Genomic DNA, 23,975 nt, shown 5'->3' with positions numbered 1-23,975 from the left:
ATCAAGGTGTCGTCTGAAGCTCCCTTGTGAGTCGTAGTGGTGAAAGCTTCTCCTGGACAGAGGGGTGAGTAGTTGCTGCCGGTTGCCCCCGTTAGCGGGCCGGGTACATCTATACCCTTAAAGGCCGTCGTCGCGAGGCGACGGTGAAGCATGGTGGTACCGCGAAAGTGGCCCTGAGCGCACTTTTCGCCCTGCGTGGGCGGAGGGTGCTTTTTTCTTGCCCTCCGCGTCGAGTCTCGCTGTTCGTTAGCTATATGACCCGTCAGCAGGAGGAGTTTATGTCACAGACACATGTCCCGCAGCCAGGTGCAGGTGAAGCGCTGCACCTGGTGCGGCCACCCGGCTATGATTTCGCCAGCTTCGAGGCGAAGTGGCGCACGCGCTGGGAGGAGCAGAGGCTGTACCAGGTAGATTTACAGCGGGCCAAAAAACCTTATTACAATTTGATGATGTTCCCGTATCCGTCGGCCGAGGGCCTGCATGTGGGGAATATGTATTCCTATGTCGGGACGGATATCCAGGGGCGCTACAAGGCTATGCAGGGCTATGATGTCTTTGAGCCTATCGGCTTTGATGCCTTTGGCATTCATAGCGAGAACTTCGCGATCAAGCAGGGCGTGCATCCGCGCATCCTGACGAAGCATAATATTGAGCACTTTCGCGAACAGCAGTTAAAGCGCATCGGTAACCGCTTCGACTGGTCACACGAGGTGGATACGACCGCGCCAGAGTATTATCGCTGGACGCAATGGATCTTCCTGCAACTCTTCAAAGCCGGGCTGGCCGAGCGCAAGTCCGCCAGCGTCAACTGGTGCCCCAAAGATAAGACGGTCCTGGCGGATGAGCAGGTCATCAATGGGCACTGTGAGCGCTGTGACTCTGTTGTGGAGCGCCGCTGGCTGGAACAGTGGTTTCTGAAGACAACGAAGTACGCGCAGAGGCTGCTGGACGACCTGGAAGGCCTGGACTGGTCCGAGCGCGTCAAAAACCTGCAACGCAACTGGATTGGCCGCTCCGAAGGCCTGAAATTTACCTTGCAAGTTGTTAGCGAGCATGAGACATCAGGAGAGGCACAACCTGGACAGGATATAGCTATCCAGGCTTATACGACGCGGCCTGACACCATCTTTGGCGTCACCTTTGTCGCGCTCTCCGCCCGCCATCCAGCAATAGAAGCGATCACAGTCCAGGAGCGGCGCGCAGTGGTTCAGGCCTTTCAGGAGCGCATGAGCAAGTTAGCGGTCGATGCCGAACGTGGCGCAAGCGGCGTCTTTACTGGAGCCTATGCCCGGCATCCCCTGACCGGCGAGCGCCTGCCCATCTGGATCGCGGACTATGTCCTGGAGGGGCATGGCACGGGCGCAATTATGGGTGTGCCTGCACATGACCAGACAGACATGCTCTTCGCACGCTCTGTGGGGCTGCCTGTGCGCTTCGTCGTGCGGCCCGTTGATGACATCGCTGGACAGAATGAGCAAGAGGCCAATGAAGAGGATGGCATCCTGTATGAATCGGGCGAGTTTACAGGCATGACGAGCGCCGAGGCAAGAGAGGCCATAATCGCCTGGTTCGCGGAGCGTGGTCTGGGCGAGCGCAGCGTCTCCTATCGCCTGCGCGACTGGCTGATCAGTCGCCAGCGCTACTGGGGGCCGCCCATTCCTATCATTTACTGTCCCGAGCACGGCGCCGTCCCGGTGCCGGAGGATCAACTGCCAGTTGTGCTGCCAGATGTTGAGAACTGGCGTCCCACGGGGACTGGTGCCTCGCCTCTGGCTGCCATTGAGGAGTTTATCAACACGACCTGTCCAATTTGTGGTCAGCCAGCGCGGCGCGAGACGGACGTCAATGATAACTTCCTGGACTCCTCCTGGTACTTTATGCGCTACATCTCAAGCGACGATGCTACGCAGGCCTGGGACCCGGTCCTGGCGCGCAAGTGGCTGCCAGTGGATATGTACATCGGGGGCGCGGAGCATAGTGTGCTGCACCTGATGTATGCACGCTTTATTACCAAGGCCCTGCACGACCTGAGCCTGCTGGAGATCAATGAGCCGTTCAAGCGCTTCCGCGCCAATGGCATGATTACCAGGGATGGCGCGAAGATCTCCAAATCCAGGGGAAACATCATCAACCCCGACGATTATATCGAGCGCTTTGGCGCAGATGTCTTCCGCGTCTACCTACTGTTCATGGGACCCTATGAGGGTGGTGGCGACTTCAGTGACCGGGGGATCAGCGGCGTGGTGCGCTTCCTGGAGCGCGCCTGGCGCCTGGTCGGGCGGTATGCCCAGCACGCTCCACAAGCTCCTTCGTCGCTAGAGGCCATACGTGCCATGCACATAACAATCAAGCGCGTCAGCGAGGACACGGCCAGCCTCAAGTACAATACCGCCATCGCGGCCATTATGGAGTATGTTAACGGTATCATTGAGCGGCGTGCTGCATCAAAGGCTGAGGTGGAGACGCTGCTGGTATTGCTGGCCCCCTACGCTCCCTATATGGCAGAAGAGCTGTGGGAGCAGATGGGGAAAAGTGGCTCAGTTCATCGCGCCTCCTGGCCCGAGTACGATCCCGAGGCCACACAGGCCCAGCGTGTGACTATTGCCGTGCAGGTCAATGGTCGCCTGCGCGACACAATCGAGGTCTCTGCCAGCGCCAGCGCCGAAGAGATCCAGCGCCAGGCCCATGCCAGCGAGCGCGTGCAGCATTTTATTGAAGGGCGAAGCGTTAAGCGCGTCGTATACGTGCCAGGCCGCCTGGTAAATATCGTGATTGGCTAAGAATGTAGCCACGTACGCCAGTAGCAGGCCTGCCCGCTACCGGCGTACGTGGCTACTGGGCAATGCAGACATGAAGGAACTGATATGCGATTTTCTGATACAAAGGTTTACTCGTCCTTGCAAGATATCCTTCAGAGGACATGGAAGACAGATATGCAATCGATCACACCTCTCGGGGAGGGGTTTATGGAAAGACATATGGTGTGACTTTTCAACGTCCTCCGTATCGTGCCGTGATTAAGTTGCAGAAATATCCGTGTATGGCGGAGCAGGAGTCTCGCCAATTAGCCCAATTGCGCGCCTATCTTCCAGCTTTAGTACCCCAGGTCTACGCGTGTTAGTTAAAGGGGAATTTTATATGAATATTACTTTTCAATAAGCTGAAGATGTTATCCACACAGCAAAGAATGCAGCCCAACGGGGAGATGAGAGAGTTGCCCTGGCGATAGTAGACACAGGTGGTAACCTGGTAGCTTACCAGCTACCGTCTGCTGCGGGTACACGGTATTAGAGCGGAACAAAAAAAGAAGGGAGAGGCTGTTGCCAAATTCTCCCTTCCGAGTGAGTAGTGAGCGAATAGTTTTTGTCTGCTCCTACACGTTGGTGCAAGGTTTGTCGTTGGAGATGTAGATGTTGCTCCAGCTATCGGGCGCGGGCATGAAGGGCGCGTTGATGTCGTAGCCCTTGACGCAAGGTTTGAGCGCCTTGCCGGTCTCCATCTGGTAGAGAGGAATCCAGCCCGCATCATTGACCACCTGCTGCTCAGCCTGGTTGTAGAGCTTGAGGCGCGTCGTGATATCCATCTCACCATCCGCCTGGCGCATCAGGTCGAGGGCCTTCTTCTGATCGGCTATATCTTTGGCGTGATTGTTGCCATAGTTATAGTTGTCGAAGGAGGACTCGGGCGCGAAGAGCGTCGTGAGCCAGTTCTGCGGATCAGGATAGTCGGCCTTCCAATAGGAGCTCCACATCTGCAAACCATTGGGATTATTGGTCGTCGAGTCAAGCTCTGAGAAGAGTTTGTTGACATCGACAGTATCAATCTTCACCTGGACGCCGAGCACTTCCTGCCACATCTGCTGGACGGCGACGGCCTGGTTGGTGTCGTCCTGCGAGGTCGCATAGATGGTCAGGGTGATGGGTGGCAGGCTGGAGAGTGTCAGACCCTCTTCCTTGAGACCTTCAGCAAAGAGCTGTTTGGCTTTGGCCTGGTCGCCCTTTGTGCTGGTGACGCCAGCTGGACCCGTAAGGTCTGGATTATGACCCGGCATACCAGGTGGAACGATGTTGTTCGTTGGGATGGCACTGCCGCGTAGCACTTTGTCCGCGATCTGGTCTTTGTTGATGGCTAGATCGAAGGCCTGGCGAATCTTAATGTTGTTAAAGGGTTTGGCCAGGTAGTTCATGGCGTAGTACTGCACGCCCAGGATCGGTACCAGGTGGAACTGGTTGTTTGGCAGGTTACGCGCCGAGGCGAGCTTGGCGGTCGCGATCTTGGCGTAGCTGACCTGGTTGGTCTCATAGACCTTGTAGATCGTCTCCGAGTCCTTATAGTAGGCCATGATGACCTTCTTCAACGCTGGCTTAGGGCCATAGTAGTAAGGGTTGGGCGTAAAGGTCATCTGGCGGCCCTGATCGTACTTGCTCATGATGAAGGGACCGGCCCCGGCGCCCTCACCCAGGTGATCGACGAAGTTCTTGCCGTACTTGTCGACGAGCTTCTTGTTCACGGGATACGAGGTGACATAGGTCATCGTCTGCAAGAAGTAGGCGGCCTTCTGCTTGGTGATGATCTTGACTGTATCTGGCGTGGGAGCCAGCAGGCTATCATCGACCAGGGTCTTGACCGCGCCCGTCTGGAGCTTGTCGGCATCCTTAATCAGGCCCAGATAGACCATGGCATAGGGCGACTTGAGCGCTGGCTCAAGCGCGCGATTGATGCTATACACGATATCCTGCGAGGTCAGGGGAGAGCCATCGCTGAACTTGAGATTGGGACGTAGCTTAAAGGTCCAGGTCAACCCATCAGCCGAAACGCTGTGCGACTGAGCAAGCTGGTCAATGAGCTGCTGCTTTTCGTTTAACTGGACGAGACCGGTATATATCAGAGTAGGTCCAATAGGGCCACTGGCAAAGGCGGGGTCCATATCGCTAAGATCGGGTGTCCCGGCCACAGGATAGACAAATACCTGTTTATCGTCGGGGGCTTTCGATGAGCCTGTCGTCGAACCCGGATTGCTACCACAGGCCGCGAGCAGGACCGCCAGGGTCGCCATCACGACGAGCATCACAGAAGTGGCAAATCGTTTGCCTTGCTTATACACGCTTTTCCTCCACAGATTAGGTTGCTTGTCTTCTATAAGTATTGACGCCTGTCTATTTATTCCCGAAACCGGCGTCTATTTTTTAGAAAGTTGATATGTTAAGTCATCTATACCAATCTGGTAGCAGTATCTCACGAAGTGGAGAAGCTGTCAAGCGGAGATATAGGGAGCGATAGATCTTATATAGATACGTTTTTAGTATAAATAAAAAATAAAAATATGCCGTTGTGCACGTATACGTGCACAACGGCATATTATTTCTATTTTTTATTTATACAAGCACTTTGTGTTGCAGGTTCCACATTTGCCAGTAGAGGCCTTCGTTCTGCATGAGTTGGCGCTCGCTGCCGCGTTCGGCGATCTCGCCATCGCGCAGGACCAGGATCTCATTGGCCATGTCGAGGTCAACGAGGCGGTGGGTGATGAGAATGGTGGTGTGCCCCTGGATAAGGGTGCGCAGGGTGCGCAGGATCTCGCGTTCGGTCAGGCTATCCAGGTTGGTGGTTGGCTCATCGAGAATGAGGATGGGCGCGTCTTTGAGCAGGGCGCGGGCGATGGCGATGCGCTGGCGCTCGCCGCCACTCAGGAACAGGCCCTGTTCCCCAACCTGGGTATCATAGCCCTGGGGCAGAGACTCGATAAAGTCGTGAATCTGGGCCTGTTTGGCCGCCGTGATGATGGCCTCGCGCTCGGCATCGTGGTTGGCGATACGCAGATTCTCGTAGATGCTGGTATTGAAGAGGTGGGTATCCTGGGCCACGACGCTCATCAGGAGATGGATATCCTCCTGGCGATACCCTTGTAGCTCCTGACCGCCCAACAGAATCTGGCCCTGGCGATGCTCCCAGAAGCGCAGGAGCAGGCGCGCGATGGTCGACTTGCCTGCGCCGCTGGAGCCCACGATGGCCACACAAGAGTTCTCGGGAACGCGGAAGCTGAGGTCGTGTAAGACAGGTGGCTGATCAGGAGTATAGCGGAAGGCCAGGTCGCGAAACTCGATGTCATAGCGCTGGGGCAGGGGGGGGACCTCTTTGGGGTCCTCTACCTCGCTGCGGGTATCGATGATCTCAAAGAGTCTGCGCGCAGCCTGCGTGGTGCTGCCCAGTTGCTGGAAGGCGGCGGGAAGAGGCTGCGCGGCCTCAAAGCTGGAGAGGACCGTCAGGACCAGCATTGCCAGCAGGACGCCAGGGAGGCGACCCGAGGTCACCAGGGGAATTGCCAGCAGGAGCGTCAGCCAGGTCGCGAGATTGGTAAAGAGGTTGGTCAGGGCACTCTGGATGCCGGTAATATTGGCCATCTGGCGTTGCAGGCGTTGCAGGGTTGTGCTCAAAGAGCTCAGGCGCCTGGCCTGGTGCTCCTCCTGGCCGAAGGCGACGATATCGGGCATGCCCTGGATATTATTGACCACCTCGGTCTTGAGTTGCGCGTTGAGCGTGACCAGGCGCTCGCCAATTGTGTGACTCAGGACATGTGTGAGCAGGGGGACGCCAACGGTCGCCAGCAGGAAAGTCACGATAAAGACGACGCCGATCAGGGGATCGAACGCGCCCAGGAAGAGCCAGACGCTGATGGCGACCACCAGGGCCACCATAGGAGGCGAGATCACGCGAATATAGACGTTCTGGAGAGCGTCTACGTCAGAGATGATGCGGCTCAACAGGTCGCCGCTGCTTAGACCCGTGCCATCTCCGCGTGCGAAGCTAAGCAGGCGTGCCGGCGCCAGGGGTTCGATGGCGTTATAGAGCCAGACGCGAATCCGTGAGAGCAGGCGGAAGACCACCTCGTGCGAGACCAGGCGGTCGAGATAGCGGAAGACGCCGCGCCCAATGCCGAAGGCGCGCACGCCCACGATGGCGATGCTCAGGGCAGAGACCGCGGGATGCAGCGCCGCCGCAGAGATGAGATAGGCTGAGGTCGCCAGTAGCGCGATACCACAGCCAATGGTCAAAAAGCCAAGCAGGACCGCCAGGGCCATCAAGCCTCTGAGGGGTTTCGCCAGTTTAAGCAGGCGCAGAAAGGTCGCTGTCGTGCTCTCGTTCATGCCTCTACCTCCTTCTCGTCGCGCCTATAGGCGGCCAGTAACTCTCTGTAGAGGCCATTCTGCTCTACAAGTTCATGGTGTGTGCCCTCTTCCACGAGGCGACCCTCATCCAGGACGAGGATGCGGTTGGCCTGGCGCACGGTATTCAGGCGGTGCGCGATAATAAAGAGGATATGATCTTGGGTCAGCGCACTCAGCTCGTCGAGGATGCGCTCTTCATGCTGGCTATCCAGGTTGGCAGTGGCCTCGTCGAGCAGCAGAATGGGGGCTTGCTTGAGGAAGGCGCGTGCCAGGCTCAGGCGCTGTATCTGCCCGCCGCTCAGGCGCGCGCCACGCTCACCAATGGGCGTCTCATAGCCCTGGGGCAGACCCTGAATGAAATCATGGATACCGGCCTGTTTCGCGGCCTGGATCACCTCTTCCATGCTGGCATCCTGGCGGCCAAAGCGGATGTTTTCGGCGATGCTGGCGTCGAAGAGGTAGGGACGCTGGGGAATCCAGGCTACCTGCCGTCGCCATTGCTGGACTGAGAAGCGCTCCAGCGGCGTCTCATTGACAAGAATCTGACCGCTCTCTAGCTCCATAAAGCGCAAGAGGAGCGAGGCCAGTGTGCTCTTGCCCGCGCCACTGGGTCCCACAATGGCGATCTTCTGGCCGCGCCTGGCTGTGAAGGAGACGTCCACGAGCGCGCGGCGTGGCTCCTCGCCCTCCTGGCGATAGGAGAAGCTGACATCCTCGAAGCGCAAAGTCTCGGGTGAGGGCAATGGCTCAGTAGTGGCTGGCTTCTGCTCCGGCAGGGGCGTATCAAGGATATCGAAGATGCGCTCAGCCGCCGCCGTGCTATTCATGCTGGCGTGGAAGCGTGTGCCAATCGTGCGCAAGGGCTGGAAGTACTCGGGGGCCAGCAACAGGATCAGGAAGGCCTTATCAAAGGGCATCAGACCGTACAGGAGGCGCAGACCGATCTCGACCGCCACCAGGGCTACGCTAATCGTCGCGCCCAGTTCCATCACAAAGGCCGAGAGGAAGGCGATACGCAATACCTTCATTGTCATCACGCGGTAGCGCTCGCTGATACGCTCGATGATCTCGCTCTGGGCGCGACTGCGATCAAAAAGTTTTAGCGTAGTCAGGCCCTGCAAGACATCCAGGAAATGCGCGCTCATCTGGTTCATGAGGCGCCACTGCTTCTTTGTCATGGCGTCTGCGGCTTTGCCAATCAAAATCATAAAGATGGGCAGGACGGGGAGCGTGACCAGGAGAACAATGCCCGAAAGAAAGTCGCAGGCAAAGACCGTGATCAGAATGATGACTGGCACCAGCATGGTAATGATCATCTGGGGCAGTAGCTGGCTAAAGAAGGCGTCCAGGGCCTCAATGCCCTCAGTCAGCGTGTTAGCCATCTCGCCGCTGCGCTCACCCGAGGTGTAGGCGGGCCCAAGCGCGAAGAGGCGCTTCATCACTCGCTCGCGGATAGAAGTCTTAGCCTTACTGGCCGTATACCCTGCGATGAATTCGCCGAACCAGGGCAAAAGCGCGCGCCCAAGCATCACTGCGGCCAGGACGAGCAAGAGGCTGGTTACCTGCGCGAGGGTCTGCTTATCGAGAAAGATATGTTGAATGACCTGCGTAATGCCATAGGATTGCGCCACGATGAGCAGCCCGGTCAGGAGGGCGATACCAATTGTACAGGCCAGATAGAGCTGTACCTGCGGCGTATAGCGAAAGAGACGTCTATATATTTTCATAATCCCTACCCCGGGTTTGTAGTATCAAATCTGAAAAAAAGCCTACTTATATTATGATATACATCAAAGGGGCGAATGAGTTACAGCAACAGGAAAAAATAAGGGAAGGGACTCGCCGGTCCCTTCCCGTGTCACAGCAGTGTGTAAGGAAGAAATGCGCTTCATGCGTAAGGCATGCGACATCGCATGCAATCTTTATAGATGCTCAAACGTGATTGATTAGTGATGGCTCAGGGTGTGAACGCTGACGCGTTTGCGGAAGACCCAGTAGTTCCAGGCCTGGTAGGCCAGAACAAAAGGCACACAGGTAAGCGCGATCCAGCTCATCACCGTGAGTGTATAGGGACTCGACGACGCATTGATGATGTTCAGGTTCCAGGCCGGGTTCAGGCTGGAGATCAGTACGTTCGGGAAGATGGCCATCGCGACTGTCAGCGTGGTCAGCAGGACCGTGACTGAGGTCAGGATAAAGGCCATTCCACTACGGCGCAGCAGGACCATGACTGGGATCAGCAAGAGCGCCAGGCCACCTACGATAGGCGTGAGCACACGTAGATCGCTACCGAAGTTATGAACTATAGGCGAGGCCATGTACAGGCCACCAATAAAGATCGCGGCCAGGATCACCGTGGGGAGCCAGAGCAGGAGAGCCGCCTTGAAGGAGCGCTCCATCAGCTTATGTTCAGTCTTCAAGCTCAGGAAGACCGCCCCATGCAGGGCGAACATGAGTGTAAAGGCCAGGCCCGCGATGATGGCTTTGGGATTGAAGAGCTGCCATGGCGTACCCACATAGTGCATATGCGCGTCGATAGGCACACCCAGCAGCATGTTGGCGACCACGATGCCCCACAGGAAGCCGGGAAGCGTGCTGCCCACGAAGGCCAGCCAGTCCCAGGTCCGCCGCCAGCGTGGCGAGTTGTGCTTGCCTCGGAATTCGAAGGCCGCACCACGTACGATCAGGGACAGCAGAAGCAGGATAAAGACCAGGTAGAAGCCGCTGAAGAGCGTCGCATACCAGTTGGGGAAGGCCGCCAGCATCGCGCCACCCGCGGTAATCAGCCAGACCTCATTCGCGTCCCAGAAGGGGCCAACCGAACTAAGAATCGTGCTCCGCTCGACATTGTTCCTGCCCAGGAAGGGCAGGAGCATGCCGACACCGAAGTCAAAGCCCTCAAGCAGGAAGAATCCCGCGAAGAGCACCATAATCAGCACAAACCAGGTAATTTGTAAGCTCATAACAGTTCCCCTTAGTACGCGCCCTGGAGCACGTTCTCTTCTTCGGATGCCGCCTTCTCTGCCTCAAGCGTAGGCACATCCTGCTTCGCTGTACGTACGAGCAGCCAGCCATCGACCACGGCCAGGGCCGCGTAGACCGCGATAAACGCGCTTAGCGAGAAGAGGATCATCCCGGCGCTCACATTAGGCGAGACGCCCGCATCTGTCTTGAGGACGCCGAAGACCAGCCAGGGTTGACGACCCATCTCTGTCAGAATCCAGCCCATCGTATTCGCGACAAAAGGGATAGCAATTGAGGCGACCATTAGCATCATCAGCTTGGGATACTGAGTGAAGCGCCGCTTGTTCAGCAGGAACAGGCCCAGGCCCGCGATTGCGACCATGGCCATACCAGCACCAACCATCACGCGGAAGCTCCAGTAGGTGATGAAGACAGGCGGGATATAGTTGCCGGGACCATACTGCTTCACGTATTCGGCCTGAAGCTGGTTGAGGCCTTGGACCTTGCCATCAAATGAGTTGTAGCTCATGAAGCTGAGTCCGGCAGGGATATCAATCGAGAAGAGATCCTTGTGCTCCTGCGTATTCGCCACTTTAAAGAGCGAGAGGGGAGCGGGATCTTCGGTATTCCACAGGGCCTCAGCGGCGGCCATTTTCATAGGACTATGTACCGTGCTGTATTGACCCTGGATGTGACCAAAGAGGGAGACCGCGATACCACCGATCAAGGCCATCGTCAGGCCGATACGCGCTGAACGGGTAAAGAACTCGGTGTTGTGCTCATCACGCTTCTTCAGCAAACGGTAGGCACTGATACCAGCGACGAAGAAGGCGCCAGTGACTAGGCCACCCGCGACCACGTGTGGGAACTGTACCCAGAGGCGGCCATTGGTGATCAGCGCGAAGAAGTTCGTCATCTCAGCCCGGCCATTACGAATGACGAAACCGGTAGGCTGCTGCATAAAGGCATTCGCCGAGAGAATCCAGAAGGCCGAGAGGTGAGATGCCAGGGCGACCAGGTAGATGGCGGCCAGGTGTATCTTCTTCGGCAGGCGATCCCAGCCAAAGACCCAGATGCCCAGGAAGGTTGACTCCATAAAGAAGGCCAGCAGGGCCTCAACCGCCAGGGGCGCGCCAAAGACGTCACCTACGAAGCGTGAGTATTCAGACCAGTTCATACCAAACTGGAACTCCTGCACCAGGCCAGTCACAACGCCCATAGCGAAGTTGATCAGGAACATCTTACCCCAGAACTTAGTCATGTTCCGGTAGACCTCTTTGCCCGTATGGACATAGAGGGTTTCCATGATCACGAGTAGAATCGAGAGCCCCAGCGTCAGTGGGACGAAGAGGAAGTGGTAAATGATTGTACTAGCAAATTGTAGCCTTGCTAGAAGTAGCGCATCCATTATTTTTTTTGCTCCTTACACTTTATCGCAATTAAAGAATAGCATTGGTGCAGGGGAAGAACCTCATGTGAACGCAGGATATTAGCCGCTTCAAATACCGTATTTCTGTATCCAGTTTTTCCCTGATAGACCAGGTTCTTTCTCCTGTCTGGATCAGGTGTAACCTCAGTGAAAACCGCAAAAGGAGCAGGAGGTAGGGTGGAATCCTACACAACCACGTTTAAGTAAGCTTGAATATACTGGAACTCTGGCTATACACGTTACCCCGACATCAGATTCATGGCCGAAACACCCTAAGGTGTAATGCATACACTTACTCATATCGACCCTGGGATAAAGAAGGACAGGTAGGGAGTACCGGAGTCCAGAGGAGCTTATGGGGCCTCTCTCCAGGGACAAGAAGAAGGTCCTGCTAGCCTTCAGTAAAGCAGAGTGCTGGCGGATTACGAGTAGTAGATGGAGGCAAACCAGACACAGAGAGGATCAAGCAAGACGATGTATAGCAGTAGCACCGAAGAATTTGAGATCCAGTTTCACCCCGAACGCGGCATAGTTGAGATCTACAATACCGAAACGCAGAGCCACCTCGAACTCACTATCGAAGGAGCCGTAAAAATGCTCCAAACCATGCTCAAACGTCACGAAGAGAAGCAAAAATAACCATAGAGTAAGCAAATGAGCCAGATTTTGGCGCGGTACCGCGCCAAAATCTGGCTCATTTGCTTACTCGCTATAATCTCTCTCTATAAATTAACTGCTCCGCAGTATGGATGAAAGAAGGGACTGGAGCCTCTTCGCTCATCGATGCTGCGGAGCAGTTTCTTTTGCTACATTGCCGTATCCTCCTTTGCCGGTGGATTGGATTGTATATATCAAGGCGAGTGGCTAGGGCTGGATAAACATTCTCGCCGAAATGTCCTTGCTCCTGGATAATAAATACTATACCGCCCCTTTGTGAAGAGACTATGATAGAAGTTTCAGAAAACTGTGATGAAAATGTAAACTGTGGATTAAGAGATGGAACAAACAACCGGGGGCATTCGTGACAGGAATGTGCTAAATCATGCTTGTCGTTGAGGAAACGGCTTATGTCTTCAGAGCAGTCGAGCAATCGGGCCATAGTCAATATACGCGATATACGCGAGACGTTACAAAGAGTTACGGGTAAGCCCACGAATATATCTCAGGGGGAGCGCCTCGGGTCCCTGGTGGGTGGAGGTCTGCTGACCCTCTTTGGCCTGACGAAGGGTAGCCTTGCCAGCCTCTTGCTGGGGGGAGCTCTGCTCTATCGAGGAGCAACAGGCCATAGCGTGCTTTATGACAGGCTACACGTCAATCGGGCGGAGCATCCCTTCCCCTCAAGTAATGTCAGTAAGCTGCCAGGTAGAGCAGGTTTTCGTGTGCATAGAGCCATGACCATTCAAGCCAGCCCCGAGCAACTATACGATACCTGGCGCGATGTGGAGCGTGCGCCTGCCTATATGCCTATGGTGCAGGAAGTACGTAAAACTGGCGAGAAGAGTTCGCACTGGCTGGCCAAGAGACCGCAGGGGCAGCGCCTGGAGTGGGACATTGAGATTGTCAGGGAGGAGCCAGGAAGGCTGATCGAGTGGCGGGTACTCAATAATCCCATGCTCGAGGATAGTGGGCGTGTGCGCTTCATCGCTGCCCCTGGAGGGCGCGGCACCATTGCGATCTTGGAGATGGATTTCGCGCACCATCGCAAGCTCCAAACTGCCCTTGAGATGCCGTTGCTGGGTCGGGCCACTGATATCATGCTTGAGACGCAGGCAGCCGAGATCCTGCACCGCTTTAAATCTCTGGTGGAGGCTGGAGAGGTCCCTACTATAAAGGGGCAGCCAACAGGGAAGCAGGCAGAGGAAGGAGTACGGGTATGAAGGCGCTATGCTGGTTTGGAGCACATGATGTGCGGGTAGAGAATGTACCCGATCCCGAAATTCTTAACCCGCGTGATGCCATTGTCAAGGTTACGACCTCGGCCATTTGTGGTTCAGACCTGCACCTCTATGATGGGTATATTCCGACCATGAAGAAGGGGGATATTCTGGGGCATGAGTTCATGGGCGAGGTCGAAGAGGTGAGCAACCTCAAAAAGGGCGACCGTGTCGTCGTTCCCTTTACTATTGCCTGTGGCAACTGCATGTTCTGCAAGCGCGACATGTGGTCGCTCTGCGACAACTCCAATCCCAATGCCTGGCTGGCTGAGAGCCTCTATGGCTACTCTGGCTCGGGCCTCTATGGCTACTCGCATCTTTATGGTGGGTATGCCGGAGGCCAGGCTCAGTATGTGCGTGTTCCCTACGCCGATATTGGCCCCATCAAGGTTCCCGAAGGCATGAGCGATGAACAGGTGCTCTTCCTCTCGGACATCTTCCCCACGGGCTATATGGCGGCCGAGAACTGTGGCATCCAGCGTGGAGACACGGTCGCGGTCTGGGGTTGTGGTCCGGTGGGTCAGTTCGCCATCAAGAGCGCCTATATGCTGGGTGCGGAGGGCGTCATCGCCATTGACCGCATTCCCGAGCGTTTGCGCATGGCCCAGGAGCATGGGCGTGCCGAGATCATCAACTACGAGAAAGAGGGCGACGTGGTGGAGATGCTCAAGCAGATGACGGGCGGCGTAGGACCCGATGCCTGCATCGACGCTGTGGGCCTGGAGGCGCATGGAACTAGTGTTGGTGCTATCACCGATACCATCAAGCAAAAGACGCGCCTGAGCACGGATCGCCCCCATGTCCTGCGCCAGGCGATTCAGGCCTGCCGTAAAGGAGGCACTGTCTCGCTACCGGGCGTCTATGGCGGCTTTGTGGATAAGATGTCCATGGGCGCCGCCTTCGCCAAGGCCCTGACCTTTAAGATGGGTCAAACTCATGTGCATCGCTGTCTGCGCCCGCTGCTGAAGCGTATCCAGGAGGCGAGATCGACCCCAGTTTTGTCATCACGCATAAAGTCTCCCTCGACGAGGTACCTCACGCCTATGACGTGTTCAAGCACAAGCAGGACTCCTGTATCAAGGTGGTGATCAAACCCTGGGAGGCGTAATCACTTACATTATGCAGGCCGACGCTGTGAAAGTACGCGTCGGCCCGATTTGTATGAAGCGTGCGAAAATGGTCTTTATTCCCAGGTAATTTTCTTGATGACTGACTTCCCGTCTTGAAAGGCTGGTCCTTCAATACCGATACTCCAGGAGACCTTTGGCGTAATCACAATGTATGTGCCGGGTCCCCGAAAACCCTCCTCAAGTTGCAGAATCTCAGCCTCACCATGAAGCTTGATTGAGCGTGGCTCAAGGGGTTCGAGTGAGTGCAGTTCATCAATAAGCAGCGACACCTTGCTATGCCCGGCGGCGATATTTTTATATTTGCGTGTACGTTCCAGGAAATAACCGCCAATGTAGAAGCGCCCGTTCTCAAAGGCGAAGCCGACCGCATCCGCATCGGGCTGACCATTGACGGCCACCGTTGCCAGTCTGGCCAGGGGTTGTGTGCGCAAAAACGCGAGCTCTTGTTCTGAAAACATTTCTTTCCTCTTTCTCTGAATGTTTCTAATACGAATCTTTCTTCAGCACGGTTTTTTAACAATCGACCACAGAAGGAATTTTTATCTTTTAAGCGAGAAGGCGAAGATGAGGCTTGCAATGAGGACTAGAGCCATCACAATTCCCGAGCCAAGCCAATCCAGCTTCAGAACCATCAAGACTATCGCGCCCAATGCAACCAGGCCTGGAACGGGCACATAAGCCCGCAGCACGGGGTCAGCGATAACTTTTCTCAGAGAGGCTGAGATCTCGCCCTCAGGTGCGGCTTTCGCTGCCACATGGATCGCCTTCATACGAGGGCCGTTAATCACAGGACTCAGGATACCCAGGAGAATGAGCAAGCCCAGCGAAAGGTCTATCCAGGCATGGTTCAATCCCCATACCGAAAACGTCAACACGAGGCCGCTGACCAGAATGAGCACAGCGGAGACTGGTAAAATCAGGTCAATCACGCGACCGAGCGTGAGCCATTCATGGACCTGGGTGGTCACCTTGGCGGCCTGTAGGCGAGATGTGATGATTAACTCCAGGCTGATAGCGATAAAGAGGCCAATCACACCTACAATGTGTAGTAAAAGCGTATAAGGATAGAGTGTCATGATGTATATTCCCCCTCACTGAGTGGTATTCTATTACCTTTGTTTTTTTATTTACCTTTGGTAATATAAAGCGATACTTTGTTCAGGCCTAGCACCTTCGCAGCGGACCTACAGAGAAGCTATATGCCCGGAAGGGGCGCTGAACCAGCGGTGTTTACCTCATGTTCCCAGGCTAGCAGCATATCCTGGAATGCTCGTTCGAATAACCGCGTCGCCTGCGCTTGCCCGCCGCTAATGCGGTCTGCCATCGTGAGAGTTACCAGCCCGTGAGCGGTCCCCCACATGATATTCACCTGATCTGCCAGGTGCTCGGTTGACAAGTGACGAGACTCAAGCACGTCTTTGACCGTTTGTGCCACCACATCTTCTATCTGTAGCCCTTCCTTCTCGGGCTCTGAGATGCTGAAGGTGACACCGTCCAGCCCATACATCAGGCGATACAACTCAGGATAGCGCCAGGCGAATCCCAGGTAGCCGCGAGCGACGAGCCGCATCGCCTCCACTGGATCGTGGCCTTGTGCTCGGGCCAGCTTTAAGTCGGCCTCCAACAGGCGGAAGCCCTCATGCACAAGCTCTAATAAGAGCACATCTTTGTTTGCAAAATGGGCATAAATGGCAGGATGGCTATACTCAATGCGATTCGAGATCTTACGCATCGTCACATTGCGCCACCCCTCCGCGAGAGCGATTTCGCGCGCCGCATCTAGAATGCTTTGCTTGAGATCCTGTTGCTCTTTCGCCCGTCTTTCTTTCCTTCCCATATGCTCTTACCCTAGTTAATTTTTTTACCTTTGGTAATCATAAATATACCAGCAATCAAATGCTATGTCAAGCCATTTTTACCCCAAAATCAGGACTTTCCAATTCTCGTGAGAATTGGAAAGGATGCACGTTTTCACGAGCACCTTCGCACCAGCGGCGCTCGGGGTAAGGGGGTGTGGGTGGAAAACGGCAAAGCCGTTTTCCACCCACACCCCCTTACCCCGAGGTGAGCGTAGCGAGTCGAGGCAAGAACTGGAAAGCTCTGCAATCTGCGGGTGACTCTCTTTACAGCATATGTCTGATGTGGGCAAAATTGGAGTGAGAAGTTGTCCCAAATGAGATGGTTCAACCCTCTTTATTTATGGCAACACTTGCTCTCATGAGTCGACGAAAGGCAGAAAACATCGTGGAGTCCTTTGAAACTTACCGGACACACCTCTTTTCTATCGCCTACCGCATGCTTGGTAGTGCGATGGATGCTGAGGATATGGTGCAGGAAACGTACCTGCGCTATCAGTCTACACCTCCAGAAACTATTCACTCGCTTAAAGCGTATCTCACCACGATCCTCACGCGCTTATGTATGGATCAACTTCAGCTAGCGCGCAGGAAGCGAGAACTATATGTAGGCCCCTGGTTACCGGAGCCAATCCTGACAACCGAGATGGATGAAACGGACGACCCGGAGAAGCGCGTCGATATGCAGGAGTCGATCTCGCTGGCGTTCCTGGTCTTGCTGGAGCAACTTCAACCATTCGAGCGCGCGGTCTTCCTGCTACGCGAAATCTTTGGCTATGAATTTCCCGAGATCGCCACGATGCTTGACAAGAGCGAGGCGGCCTGTCGCCGCTCCTTCAGTCGAGCCAGGCTCCATCTACGTACGCATCGGCCGCGCTTCCCGGCCTCTCCTCGGCTCCACCAGCAGCTACTCAACGGTTTTCAGCGAGCAATAAGTGCAGGGGAGATGACCCCACTCATGAATATGTTGGCTGAAGATGTCACCTTCTGGGCAGATGGCGGCGGCAAGGTCAAGGGTGCAGCGACTCACGAGCTTGTTGGACGTGTCGCGGTAGCTCGTTTCTTGCTGGGGACAAGGCGTTTCTGGCCCGAGGGCTATAGTCCTGGAGTAGAAGAGGTCAATGGTCAGGTAGCCTTGATTGTCCGCGTAGGCGAAAAAGCCTTCTCCGTTATGACTATTGAAGTGGAGCAAGGGCGTATTCAGGCGATTCGCATTATTGCCAACCCGGAAAAACTCGCCCGGGTGTAATGAATAAGGAAGTAGGGTAAGGCTGGTGGCGTGCGCCACCAGCCTTACCCTACTTCCTTATTCATTACGTATACGTAATCGTAAGTCAAAATAGTAGATGGAGTATTATTACTTCAGATATATCATGATGTATTGGTAAGATAAGCTTAACAATAACGCTTGACTTTGGCGAGCATTTCGTCCATATCAAAGGGCTTGGCCAGGAAATCATCGGCGCCGGCGGCCAGCGCCTGGGAACGGGCCTGGGGATGGGCCGAGATCATCATCAAAGGGATATGATTGGTGGACTGGTTCTCTTTGAGATGGCGCGCGAGATGGCGACCATCCTGTCCTGAGAGCAGCATGTCGAGAATGATGAAGTCTGGTTGCGCCTGAAGGCAGATTTGAGCTAAGTTCGCGTTTTCTGGAAGCTGATTGATGTTCGAGACGAGATATCCAGCATCTTCTAGTAGTAGCTGGATCACCTCAACAATATCCGGGTCGTCATCGATTACGAGCACCCTGGATTTAGTGGTTGTCATGACTGGTCTCCTTGGCAATGGCTGTATGGGGCTGAAGTGGGAGTGAGAAACTAAACGTAGAGCCCTGTCCCTTTTGACTCTCCACCCAGATATGGCCCTGGTGGCGCTGGATGATCTCGTGTGCGAGGTAGAGTCCTATGCCCAGGCCAGGAAATGTTTGTTCGAGTGGCTCATCCACGCGATAAAAACGCTCGAAGAGCCGGGAAAAGTGCTCTGAGTCGATGCCGATGCCATAATCCTGAATATGAATTAAGGCTGCTTGATCGCTATGACAGATCTCAATACATACCTGTTTTCTGCCTGGAGAGTACTTGATAGCGTTGCTTACCAGGTGATGGATTACCTGTCCAATGCGCTCACAGTCACCTGTAATGGTGAGTTTTTCGACGCCTTTGAGCTGAAGCTTATGCGTCGCAGTGGTGGCCTGCTGGCTCTCCAACTCCTCCCTTACAACCTCAACAAGATCAAACACCTTTGGACGCAGGTTGAGCATACCCAGATCCAGTTGAGAGATACTCAGTATCTCATTGATGAGGTCTGTCAGTTTATCAAGCTGATAGTTCATCTTGGCGAGAAAATAGAGTGATTGTTTCTCATCAGAGCGCTGAAAGTGTTTTTGCAGCAACTGGGTATAGCCTTTGATGCTGGTAACCGGTGTTTTCAACTCATGGCTGACCATACTGATAAAGTTGTCTTTGAGTTGCTCCAGGCGCTTCCTTTCACTAATATCGATGAAGACAACGACGCCTGCGATAATCTCGTTCTGTGTATTCAAGATGGGCGCAGAACTTACACTCATGATACCACGCGTGCCATCGCCGCGTAGAAAAGTGATCTCTTCCTCCCGTACAGACTCGCCCTGGCGGATTGAGCGTGCAAGCGGCCATTCATACCCGGCATAAGGTGTGCCATCAGAATGAAAGCCTTTATAGCGGTCGTATTTGTCAACCTCGTTGGCTTCAGGAAAAGAGTGATGCCAGATCTGCCTTACCTGGTCGTTACTAAGCAAGAGCTTGCCTGAGGGAGCCTCGGCGATCATAACACCCGCGGGCATTTGTTGAAGGACTGTAAGCAGGTGTGTATGCGCCAGGTCTGACTCCTCAACGAGACGTTGCTGCTCGATTTCTGCATCTTTGAGCGTCGTAATATCACGCAGGCTACAAATAAGCGCGGCTACCTGGGGATCAGCCAGTTTATTGACGGCACGTAGTTCGAGCCAGCGCCAGGAGCCATCTTTGTGACGATACCTTTGTGTCGTAAAGAGTTTTTGCCTGGTGTGAGCCTGTAAGCTTGCTATGTTCTCAGAGGCCTCGGATTGATCGAGGGGGTGAACCCATGAGAGCATGGCTTGTCCAGATATCTCTTCAGGCAGGTAGCCTAGCACATGTGTCAGTGCGGGGCTGGCATACAGAATAGTACCTTGATCATCAAGTAGAAGCGAAACCTCATGACTATGCTCGATAAGCGCACGCAAACGTGCCTCCCGTTGGGTAGGGGAGGAATTGCGTTCGGGGGAAGAGTCTTGAGGCTTATCTTGTATTGACATCATAGATACCTTTGTATAAATAAAGCAAAGAGACAGCGGAAAGTGGTCACTTCGCACCATCCTGGCCTTTAAGATCTTATTCCGAAACCCAACCCCCCATTCGGAGGGGCAAGCGTCACTTGCGTGACTAGCGCTTCCCCCATTCGGGGACACGCGGGGACCACCTAAAGGTGGCACGGCAAGCGCGCTCAGGGTTTTCGGAGAAGAAGTAAACAGAAAATCCCTGGTACCCATAATACGGTTTACAAAGATAAAAAGAGACACCTTGCTACTGTTGGGTGCTGTGATGGCAGCAGGGTGGCTATAATGGATCCCATAATTAAGACAAAATTGTGAGGGAGCAGAAAAGGTTAATGCATCCAAACCTCAACAAGGGAAGAGAGAGGTTTGGATGCATTAACCTTTTCTGCTCTTTTCTCTCAACTCCAGCAGATCAGCTTTTTTTCTGCAACACAACCGTAAGAGGAGCATGTGCTGGCACAGTTTCTGACCAGACAATCACCACCCCCAGAAGGACCCAGAAAAAGCCCCAGAGATCGACGAGTGGAGCGAAAATCAGATGCCTTTTTCTCAGGAAGAAAGGAACCTGGATAAGGACCAGTTGGGCGATGAAGTACAGACCAACGAGGAGAGGGACCCATGCTTGCCAGCCAGGCAACTTCTTTCTCAACAATGCCGCTATTCCCAGGACGACCATGCCGAGCGCGATCAGGATGCCACCAGGTGGCGTCAACACCTGCCCTGCCCCAGAGTTGGGGAGAAACAGGTAGCAGATCATCCCGCTCGCCTGACTGAGAGCGCCAAGGATGGTAACGCCAGCTCCAGCAATTGCCAGCCATCCAGGAAAAACAAACCGACGGGCGATGATTCCTATGGGTCCGCCAATGAGCGCCAGATTAGCGATAGCCCAGATCAAGCGGGCGACAGCGTGGACCGGGCTCGTGGGATCCGACCACCACAGGTCAAGTGGCGTATCTGCTAATTGAAGGATTCCGCCGATCAGGCAGAGCAACCCGATCAGACGAAAACGCGGTAAAACAGACATGGAATAATCCTTTCTGCTCCGATAAATGTAGTAAAACGTATGCAAGCACAGCCTTACTGCATCGTTCGTTGTTGTTACTTCATCCGTAGGTGCCTCAATGCCTGGGCATTTTTGGTCTTACCCCGCGTCCATAACCAAGTTAACGTCCGCGTCCGAGCCAGTACCGCTGACGACTTGATCAACCAACCCGATCAAGTGAAGGGCTTCGCGCAGAATGTTCAGAGATGCGTTATAATCTCTATCCTGATTGAATTGGTAATAGGCGCATTTCTGGTTTTGGCAGAGAAAAACGCGGTCAGACAACGCCATGTCTTCCCACTTCCAACGGCAACAATGGCAGGTCTTACTGGAGGGAAAGAAGCGCCCCACCTTCATGACCTGTCCCCCGCGCTGCTCAACTTTGCTGGTGAGCAGGTTCAAGAGCTTGCCGAGCGAGGCATCAGAGAACGAGCGAGCGAGCTTGCGATTTTTGAGCAATCCCTTGAGATTGAGGTCTTCAATCCCAATGATCCCATAACAGTCAGCGAGCCTGGTGGTCAGCTTGTGGAGCACATCCTCTCGCATGCAAGTGATACGGTAGTGCAAGCGTGCGACCTGCCGACGGGCTTTCTCCCGATTCGCGGGATCCCTGTTTCCTGCGATGCAGCCGCTTATTCGCTTGACGGAGCTTCCCCAGTGCCGTTTTGAGAAATGCTTGGTTTTCGTATTCCTCTCCGGTGCTCAAGGTGACCAATCGGTTCAAGCCCACATCGATGCCAATGGCTGCAGGTCGCTTTGTTGATTGCTTCTCTGGAACTTCTACGGTGATCGCGATGAACCACCAATCCGCTGTGCGCGTCACCCGTGCCCCGGTGATTTTCCCCTGGAATCTCAGATTCTCCGCCATATTCACCCATCCGAGTTTGGGGATCCACACTCGGTGGTCCCCTCGTTCCATCTGATCATTCGCGAGATAAAAGCTCGGTTTACTCCGCTTTTTGCTCTTGAATTTGGGACGGCGAGCCTTGCCCTCGAAGAACGCCGTAAAGGCTTTGCCCAGGTCCAGAATAGGCTGATCCGAAGCATTCTTCGTGACTTCCCACGTCCAGGGGAATTGCTCCCGCCTGATCTCGTTGAATTGCTTCTTGAGCTTCAAAGCGGTCGGTTTCTCTCCGGCTGCATATTGCCGATTCCATTCAGCCAATGCCCAGTTCCAGACGAACCGGCTGGTTCCCGCTGCCTTCGCGAAGTAATTAGCTTGCTCAGGTGTAGGATTCAGCCGAATCTTGTGCGCACGAATCATCGACAGTTTCCCTTACAATAGATCAAAGCGCATGATGCATGTCTATATTAGAACATTACTTCTCCAGTGTCAAGGGAAGAGAAATGTATGTCTTTTGCCACCATTTGATGGTGTTCTCCTCTCTTCTTGAAAACTGTCGCATTCTCTTTTCAGCTCTTTGTCCACATTCTGCGTTGATCTAGCTTAGGAACACGCAGCCTGCGTCTTCTCAAAGCCTCCATTTCCCATGTTGGCGTCTCTCTCATCCAGCACAATTTCATACACCGCCGTTTTCTCGCCAGGATATTTGCGGTCGAAGACGATCCCGAAGAAACGACCCACGATGCCGATACGCAACACGCCTCGCGCGCGCCTGGCCTCCTCGGCATACAGGCGGCGCACGGTGCCTTCAATCGCCGGACCAAGCGCGTCCCCTTTGCGGTTGCCAGGCGCGAGGGTGACATGTGGATTATGGGCGAGGCGCTTGACCTTCCAGGTATCCGCTGCCGTCATAAAGTAGAGTTTGCTATTCGATGCGACCGTGCCTACCGGGGTGCCGACGCCTGCGCCGTTGCGGCGGAAGCTGGTCAGCAGGGTCATATGACCTTTTCCAGGGGCAGTCAGGTACTCTCGCGTGGTATGAGTCGTTTTTTCGCTCATGATCTATCTCTCTTTCTTGTGATCGTCTGCTCGGAGTTTTCTGCTCGTTTCCAGGAAACTCCGAGCAAACATGTCTCTATGCCAGGGATTGCAGCCAGGTCGCAATGGCTGCGCCGATTTCACCAGGCGAATCTTCTTGCAAGTAATGGCTGCCTTTGACGGTCACTTCTGCCTGCGCCCGCCATGTGCGACAGAACTCCCGCGCTGCCCGCGTAGCCGTTCCCGGATTATTGTTGATGTATAACTTCGGGACATCGCTTTGGGCCAGCCACTCCCCATACGCCGTGACCAGTTCAATCATGTCTGCACGCTCATCATCAATGGGTGCCTGACGGGGCCAGCTCAGCATGGAACGACGCCCCTCACCTGCTTCAATAAAAGGGCGGCGATATTCCGCCAGTTCTTCCTCACTCAGTTCGCGTAACACGACGTGCGGCAGCAGGTGTTCGATGAACACATTGTCTTCGAGTACCATGCGCTCGCCCGCGTTGGAACGCAAGGCTTTCCAGATGTCACGAGTGAACTCCGGCCAGGTTGCCCAACTGTACGGTCTGGCGATCAGTTCCATATACACCAGGCCCTTGACCGCCTGACAATGACGATTTGCCCAGTCAAAGCCGAGGGCCGATCCCCAATCATGGAGAACAAATGTGATGTTCTCGCGCACCTCAAGCGTCTCAAGCAACTGATCCAGGTAGCTGCGGTGCTCAAAGAACCCATAGGAGCCAGGGCCACTGTTGTGCAGCTTGTCGGAATCGCCCATGCCAATCAGGTCCGGAGCAAGGCAGCGTCCCAGCCCTTGCAGGTAGGGAATAATATTGCGCCAGACATAGGAGGAGGCGGGATTGCCATGCAGGAAGACAATCGGATCACCCTCACCATCTTCGATATAGGCCATCTGGTATCCCAGCACTGTTTGAGAGCGTTTCTCATACGGAAAGGCAGCACTAATCATGCCTGATTCTCCTTCTTTTCAGTAGATGCAGCCTGCAAACCAGGGAGGAGAGATAACTCAATCATCACCGCGTAAGCCGCTATGGTTTTCACTATTTGCCCCTTGCGCGAACAAGTTTCTGCGAAGGTCGTCATCAATGTATCTCCTTGTTTCCAGATGTTGTTCGAGAGTGAGAAAACTTCTCGTCAGGTATACTTATCGTGCATTCGTCCTGTTGACCAGTTGAAACATTCATTGCTCTCACAGAGAGAACCTCTTT

At 54.5% G+C, this 23,975-nt stretch carries 17 protein-coding genes, 2 pseudogenes and 1 other annotated feature (1 of these 20 only partly in view); of the genes and pseudogenes, 5 read left to right on the top strand and 14 right to left on the bottom strand.

Translation table 11 applies throughout. The annotated features are described in order from the left end of the window. Nucleotides 1-197: a binding site (T-box leader), on the top strand; it begins 70 nt to the left of the window's first position. 81 nt (nt 198-278) lie between these two features. Continuing rightward, nucleotides 279-2,780, top strand: a complete 2,502-nt coding sequence (gene leuS / locus KRAC_RS45785) for a leucine--tRNA ligase (RefSeq protein WP_007919058.1) — start codon at nt 279-281, stop codon at nt 2,778-2,780. Nucleotides 2,781-3,373: 593 nt separating this feature from the next. On the opposite strand, the gene KRAC_RS45780 is transcribed toward leuS, so the two are convergent. From KRAC_RS45780 to KRAC_RS45760, 5 genes are all read right to left on the bottom strand, one after another. Then, complete coding sequence (locus KRAC_RS45780; protein WP_007919056.1) at nt 3,374-5,104, bottom strand: peptide ABC transporter substrate-binding protein; 1,731 nt, start codon at nt 5,102-5,104, stop codon at nt 3,374-3,376. A 271-nt stretch (nt 5,105-5,375) separates the two neighbouring features. Further along, nucleotides 5,376-7,145 carry a thiol reductant ABC exporter subunit CydC gene (gene cydC / locus KRAC_RS45775; protein ID WP_007919054.1) on the bottom strand — a complete coding sequence of 590 codons (1,770 nt, stop codon included), beginning with the start codon at nt 7,143-7,145 and terminating at the stop codon, nt 5,376-5,378. Further along, on the bottom strand, nt 7,142-8,893 hold the full coding sequence (gene cydD, locus KRAC_RS45770) for a thiol reductant ABC exporter subunit CydD (RefSeq protein ID WP_007919052.1): 1,752 nt from the start codon (nt 8,891-8,893) through the stop codon (nt 7,142-7,144). Before cydD ends, cydC begins: the two co-directional genes overlap by 4 nt. Before the next feature lie 219 nt (nt 8,894-9,112). Next, a complete protein-coding gene (cydB, locus tag KRAC_RS45765) occupies nt 9,113-10,129 on the bottom strand; it encodes a cytochrome d ubiquinol oxidase subunit II (protein WP_007919050.1) in 1,017 nt (338 codons plus the stop codon). A gap of 11 nt (nt 10,130-10,140) precedes the next feature. Next, nucleotides 10,141-11,538: a cytochrome ubiquinol oxidase subunit I gene (locus KRAC_RS45760; RefSeq protein WP_007919049.1), complete on the bottom strand. Its 1,398-nt coding sequence runs from the start codon at nt 11,536-11,538 to the stop codon at nt 10,141-10,143. A 495-nt stretch (nt 11,539-12,033) separates the two neighbouring features. On the opposite strand from KRAC_RS45760, the gene KRAC_RS45755 reads away from it, so the two are divergent. The 3 genes and pseudogenes from KRAC_RS45755 (at nt 12,034) to KRAC_RS45745 (ending at nt 14,601) form a co-directional block, all read left to right on the top strand. After that, nucleotides 12,034-12,198: a hypothetical protein gene (locus KRAC_RS45755; protein WP_007919047.1), complete on the top strand. Its 165-nt coding sequence runs from the start codon at nt 12,034-12,036 to the stop codon at nt 12,196-12,198. A gap of 428 nt (nt 12,199-12,626) precedes the next feature. Further along, a complete protein-coding gene (locus KRAC_RS45750; protein WP_007919046.1) occupies nt 12,627-13,436 on the top strand; it encodes an SRPBCC family protein in 810 nt (269 codons plus the stop codon). After that, nucleotides 13,433-14,601: pseudogene (locus tag KRAC_RS45745) on the top strand (zinc-dependent alcohol dehydrogenase). Before KRAC_RS45750 ends, KRAC_RS45745 begins: the two are co-directional and overlap by 4 nt. 75 nt (nt 14,602-14,676) lie before the next feature. On the opposite strand, the gene KRAC_RS45740 reads toward KRAC_RS45745, so the two are convergent. From KRAC_RS45740 to KRAC_RS45730, 3 genes are all read right to left on the bottom strand, one after another. Then, nucleotides 14,677-15,081, bottom strand: a complete 405-nt coding sequence (locus KRAC_RS45740) for a PPOX class F420-dependent oxidoreductase (protein ID WP_007919040.1) — start codon at nt 15,079-15,081, stop codon at nt 14,677-14,679. Nucleotides 15,082-15,162: 81 nt separating this feature from the next. Next, nucleotides 15,163-15,699, bottom strand: a complete 537-nt coding sequence (locus tag KRAC_RS45735; RefSeq protein WP_007919038.1) for a DUF2269 family protein — start codon at nt 15,697-15,699, stop codon at nt 15,163-15,165. A 119-nt stretch (nt 15,700-15,818) separates the two neighbouring features. Continuing rightward, nucleotides 15,819-16,460, bottom strand: a complete 642-nt coding sequence (locus KRAC_RS45730; RefSeq protein WP_007919037.1) for a TetR/AcrR family transcriptional regulator — start codon at nt 16,458-16,460, stop codon at nt 15,819-15,821. A gap of 407 nt (nt 16,461-16,867) precedes the next feature. On the opposite strand from KRAC_RS45730, the gene KRAC_RS45725 reads away from it, so the two are divergent. After that, on the top strand, nt 16,868-17,728 hold the full coding sequence (locus KRAC_RS45725) for an RNA polymerase sigma-70 factor (protein ID WP_244422523.1): 861 nt from the start codon (nt 16,868-16,870) through the stop codon (nt 17,726-17,728). 146 nt (nt 17,729-17,874) lie between these two features. Here the strand turns inward: KRAC_RS45725 and KRAC_RS45720 are convergent, their stop codons facing one another. From KRAC_RS45720 to KRAC_RS45695, 6 genes and pseudogenes are all read right to left on the bottom strand, one after another. Then, nucleotides 17,875-18,249 (bottom strand): response regulator, encoded by a 375-nt coding sequence (locus KRAC_RS45720; protein WP_007919035.1) that lies wholly within the window; start codon nt 18,247-18,249, stop codon nt 17,875-17,877. Then, nucleotides 18,236-19,798 (bottom strand): PAS domain S-box protein, encoded by a 1,563-nt coding sequence (locus KRAC_RS63885; protein WP_007919034.1) that lies wholly within the window; start codon nt 19,796-19,798, stop codon nt 18,236-18,238. Before KRAC_RS63885 ends, KRAC_RS45720 begins: the two co-directional genes overlap by 14 nt. 430 nt (nt 19,799-20,228) lie before the next feature. Further along, entirely contained in the window at nt 20,229-20,840 is a 612-nt protein-coding gene (locus KRAC_RS45710) for a hypothetical protein (protein WP_007919033.1), read from the bottom strand. A 117-nt stretch (nt 20,841-20,957) separates the two neighbouring features. Beyond that, nucleotides 20,958-22,122: pseudogene (locus tag KRAC_RS45705) on the bottom strand (RNA-guided endonuclease InsQ/TnpB family protein). A 183-nt stretch (nt 22,123-22,305) separates the two neighbouring features. Further along, on the bottom strand, nt 22,306-22,761 hold the full coding sequence (locus KRAC_RS63875; protein ID WP_007919032.1) for a PPOX class F420-dependent oxidoreductase: 456 nt from the start codon (nt 22,759-22,761) through the stop codon (nt 22,306-22,308). A gap of 76 nt (nt 22,762-22,837) precedes the next feature. Next, nucleotides 22,838-23,716, bottom strand: a complete 879-nt coding sequence (locus KRAC_RS45695) for a haloalkane dehalogenase (RefSeq protein WP_007919031.1) — start codon at nt 23,714-23,716, stop codon at nt 22,838-22,840. Between the last annotated feature and the right edge of the window lie 259 nt (nt 23,717-23,975).

Source organism: Ktedonobacter racemifer DSM 44963, assembly GCF_000178855.1.
GTDB lineage: Bacteria > Chloroflexota > Ktedonobacteria > Ktedonobacterales > Ktedonobacteraceae > Ktedonobacter > Ktedonobacter racemifer.
Note: the sequence above shows the minus strand (reverse complement) of the source record. Positions and strands in the feature narration are given on the sequence as shown.

Bases quoted from the DNA above. Each gene is read 5' to 3' on its own strand.
- leuS (WP_007919058.1), top strand. From the start codon at position 279: ATGTCACAGACACATGTCCCGCAGCCAGGTGCAGGTGAAGCGCTGCAC.
- cydC (WP_007919054.1), bottom strand. From the start codon at position 7,145: ATGAACGAGAGCACGACAGCGACCTTTCTGCGCCTGCTTAAACTGGCG.
- cydD (WP_007919052.1), bottom strand. From the start codon at position 8,893: ATGAAAATATATAGACGTCTCTTTCGCTATACGCCGCAGGTACAGCTC.
- cydB (WP_007919050.1), bottom strand. From the start codon at position 10,129: ATGAGCTTACAAATTACCTGGTTTGTGCTGATTATGGTGCTCTTCGCG.
- KRAC_RS45760 (WP_007919049.1), bottom strand. From the start codon at position 11,538: ATGGATGCGCTACTTCTAGCAAGGCTACAATTTGCTAGTACAATCATT.
- KRAC_RS45755 (WP_007919047.1), top strand. From the start codon at position 12,034: ATGTATAGCAGTAGCACCGAAGAATTTGAGATCCAGTTTCACCCCGAA.
- KRAC_RS45750 (WP_007919046.1), top strand. From the start codon at position 12,627: ATGTCTTCAGAGCAGTCGAGCAATCGGGCCATAGTCAATATACGCGAT.
- KRAC_RS45740 (WP_007919040.1), bottom strand. From the start codon at position 15,081: ATGTTTTCAGAACAAGAGCTCGCGTTTTTGCGCACACAACCCCTGGCC.
- KRAC_RS45735 (WP_007919038.1), bottom strand. From the start codon at position 15,699: ATGACACTCTATCCTTATACGCTTTTACTACACATTGTAGGTGTGATT.
- KRAC_RS45730 (WP_007919037.1), bottom strand. From the start codon at position 16,460: ATGGGAAGGAAAGAAAGACGGGCGAAAGAGCAACAGGATCTCAAGCAA.
- KRAC_RS45720 (WP_007919035.1), bottom strand. From the start codon at position 18,249: ATGACAACCACTAAATCCAGGGTGCTCGTAATCGATGACGACCCGGAT.
- KRAC_RS63885 (WP_007919034.1), bottom strand. From the start codon at position 19,798: ATGATGTCAATACAAGATAAGCCTCAAGACTCTTCCCCCGAACGCAAT.
- KRAC_RS45710 (WP_007919033.1), bottom strand. From the start codon at position 20,840: ATGTCTGTTTTACCGCGTTTTCGTCTGATCGGGTTGCTCTGCCTGATC.
- KRAC_RS63875 (WP_007919032.1), bottom strand. From the start codon at position 22,761: ATGAGCGAAAAAACGACTCATACCACGCGAGAGTACCTGACTGCCCCT.
- KRAC_RS45695 (WP_007919031.1), bottom strand. From the start codon at position 23,716: ATGATTAGTGCTGCCTTTCCGTATGAGAAACGCTCTCAAACAGTGCTG.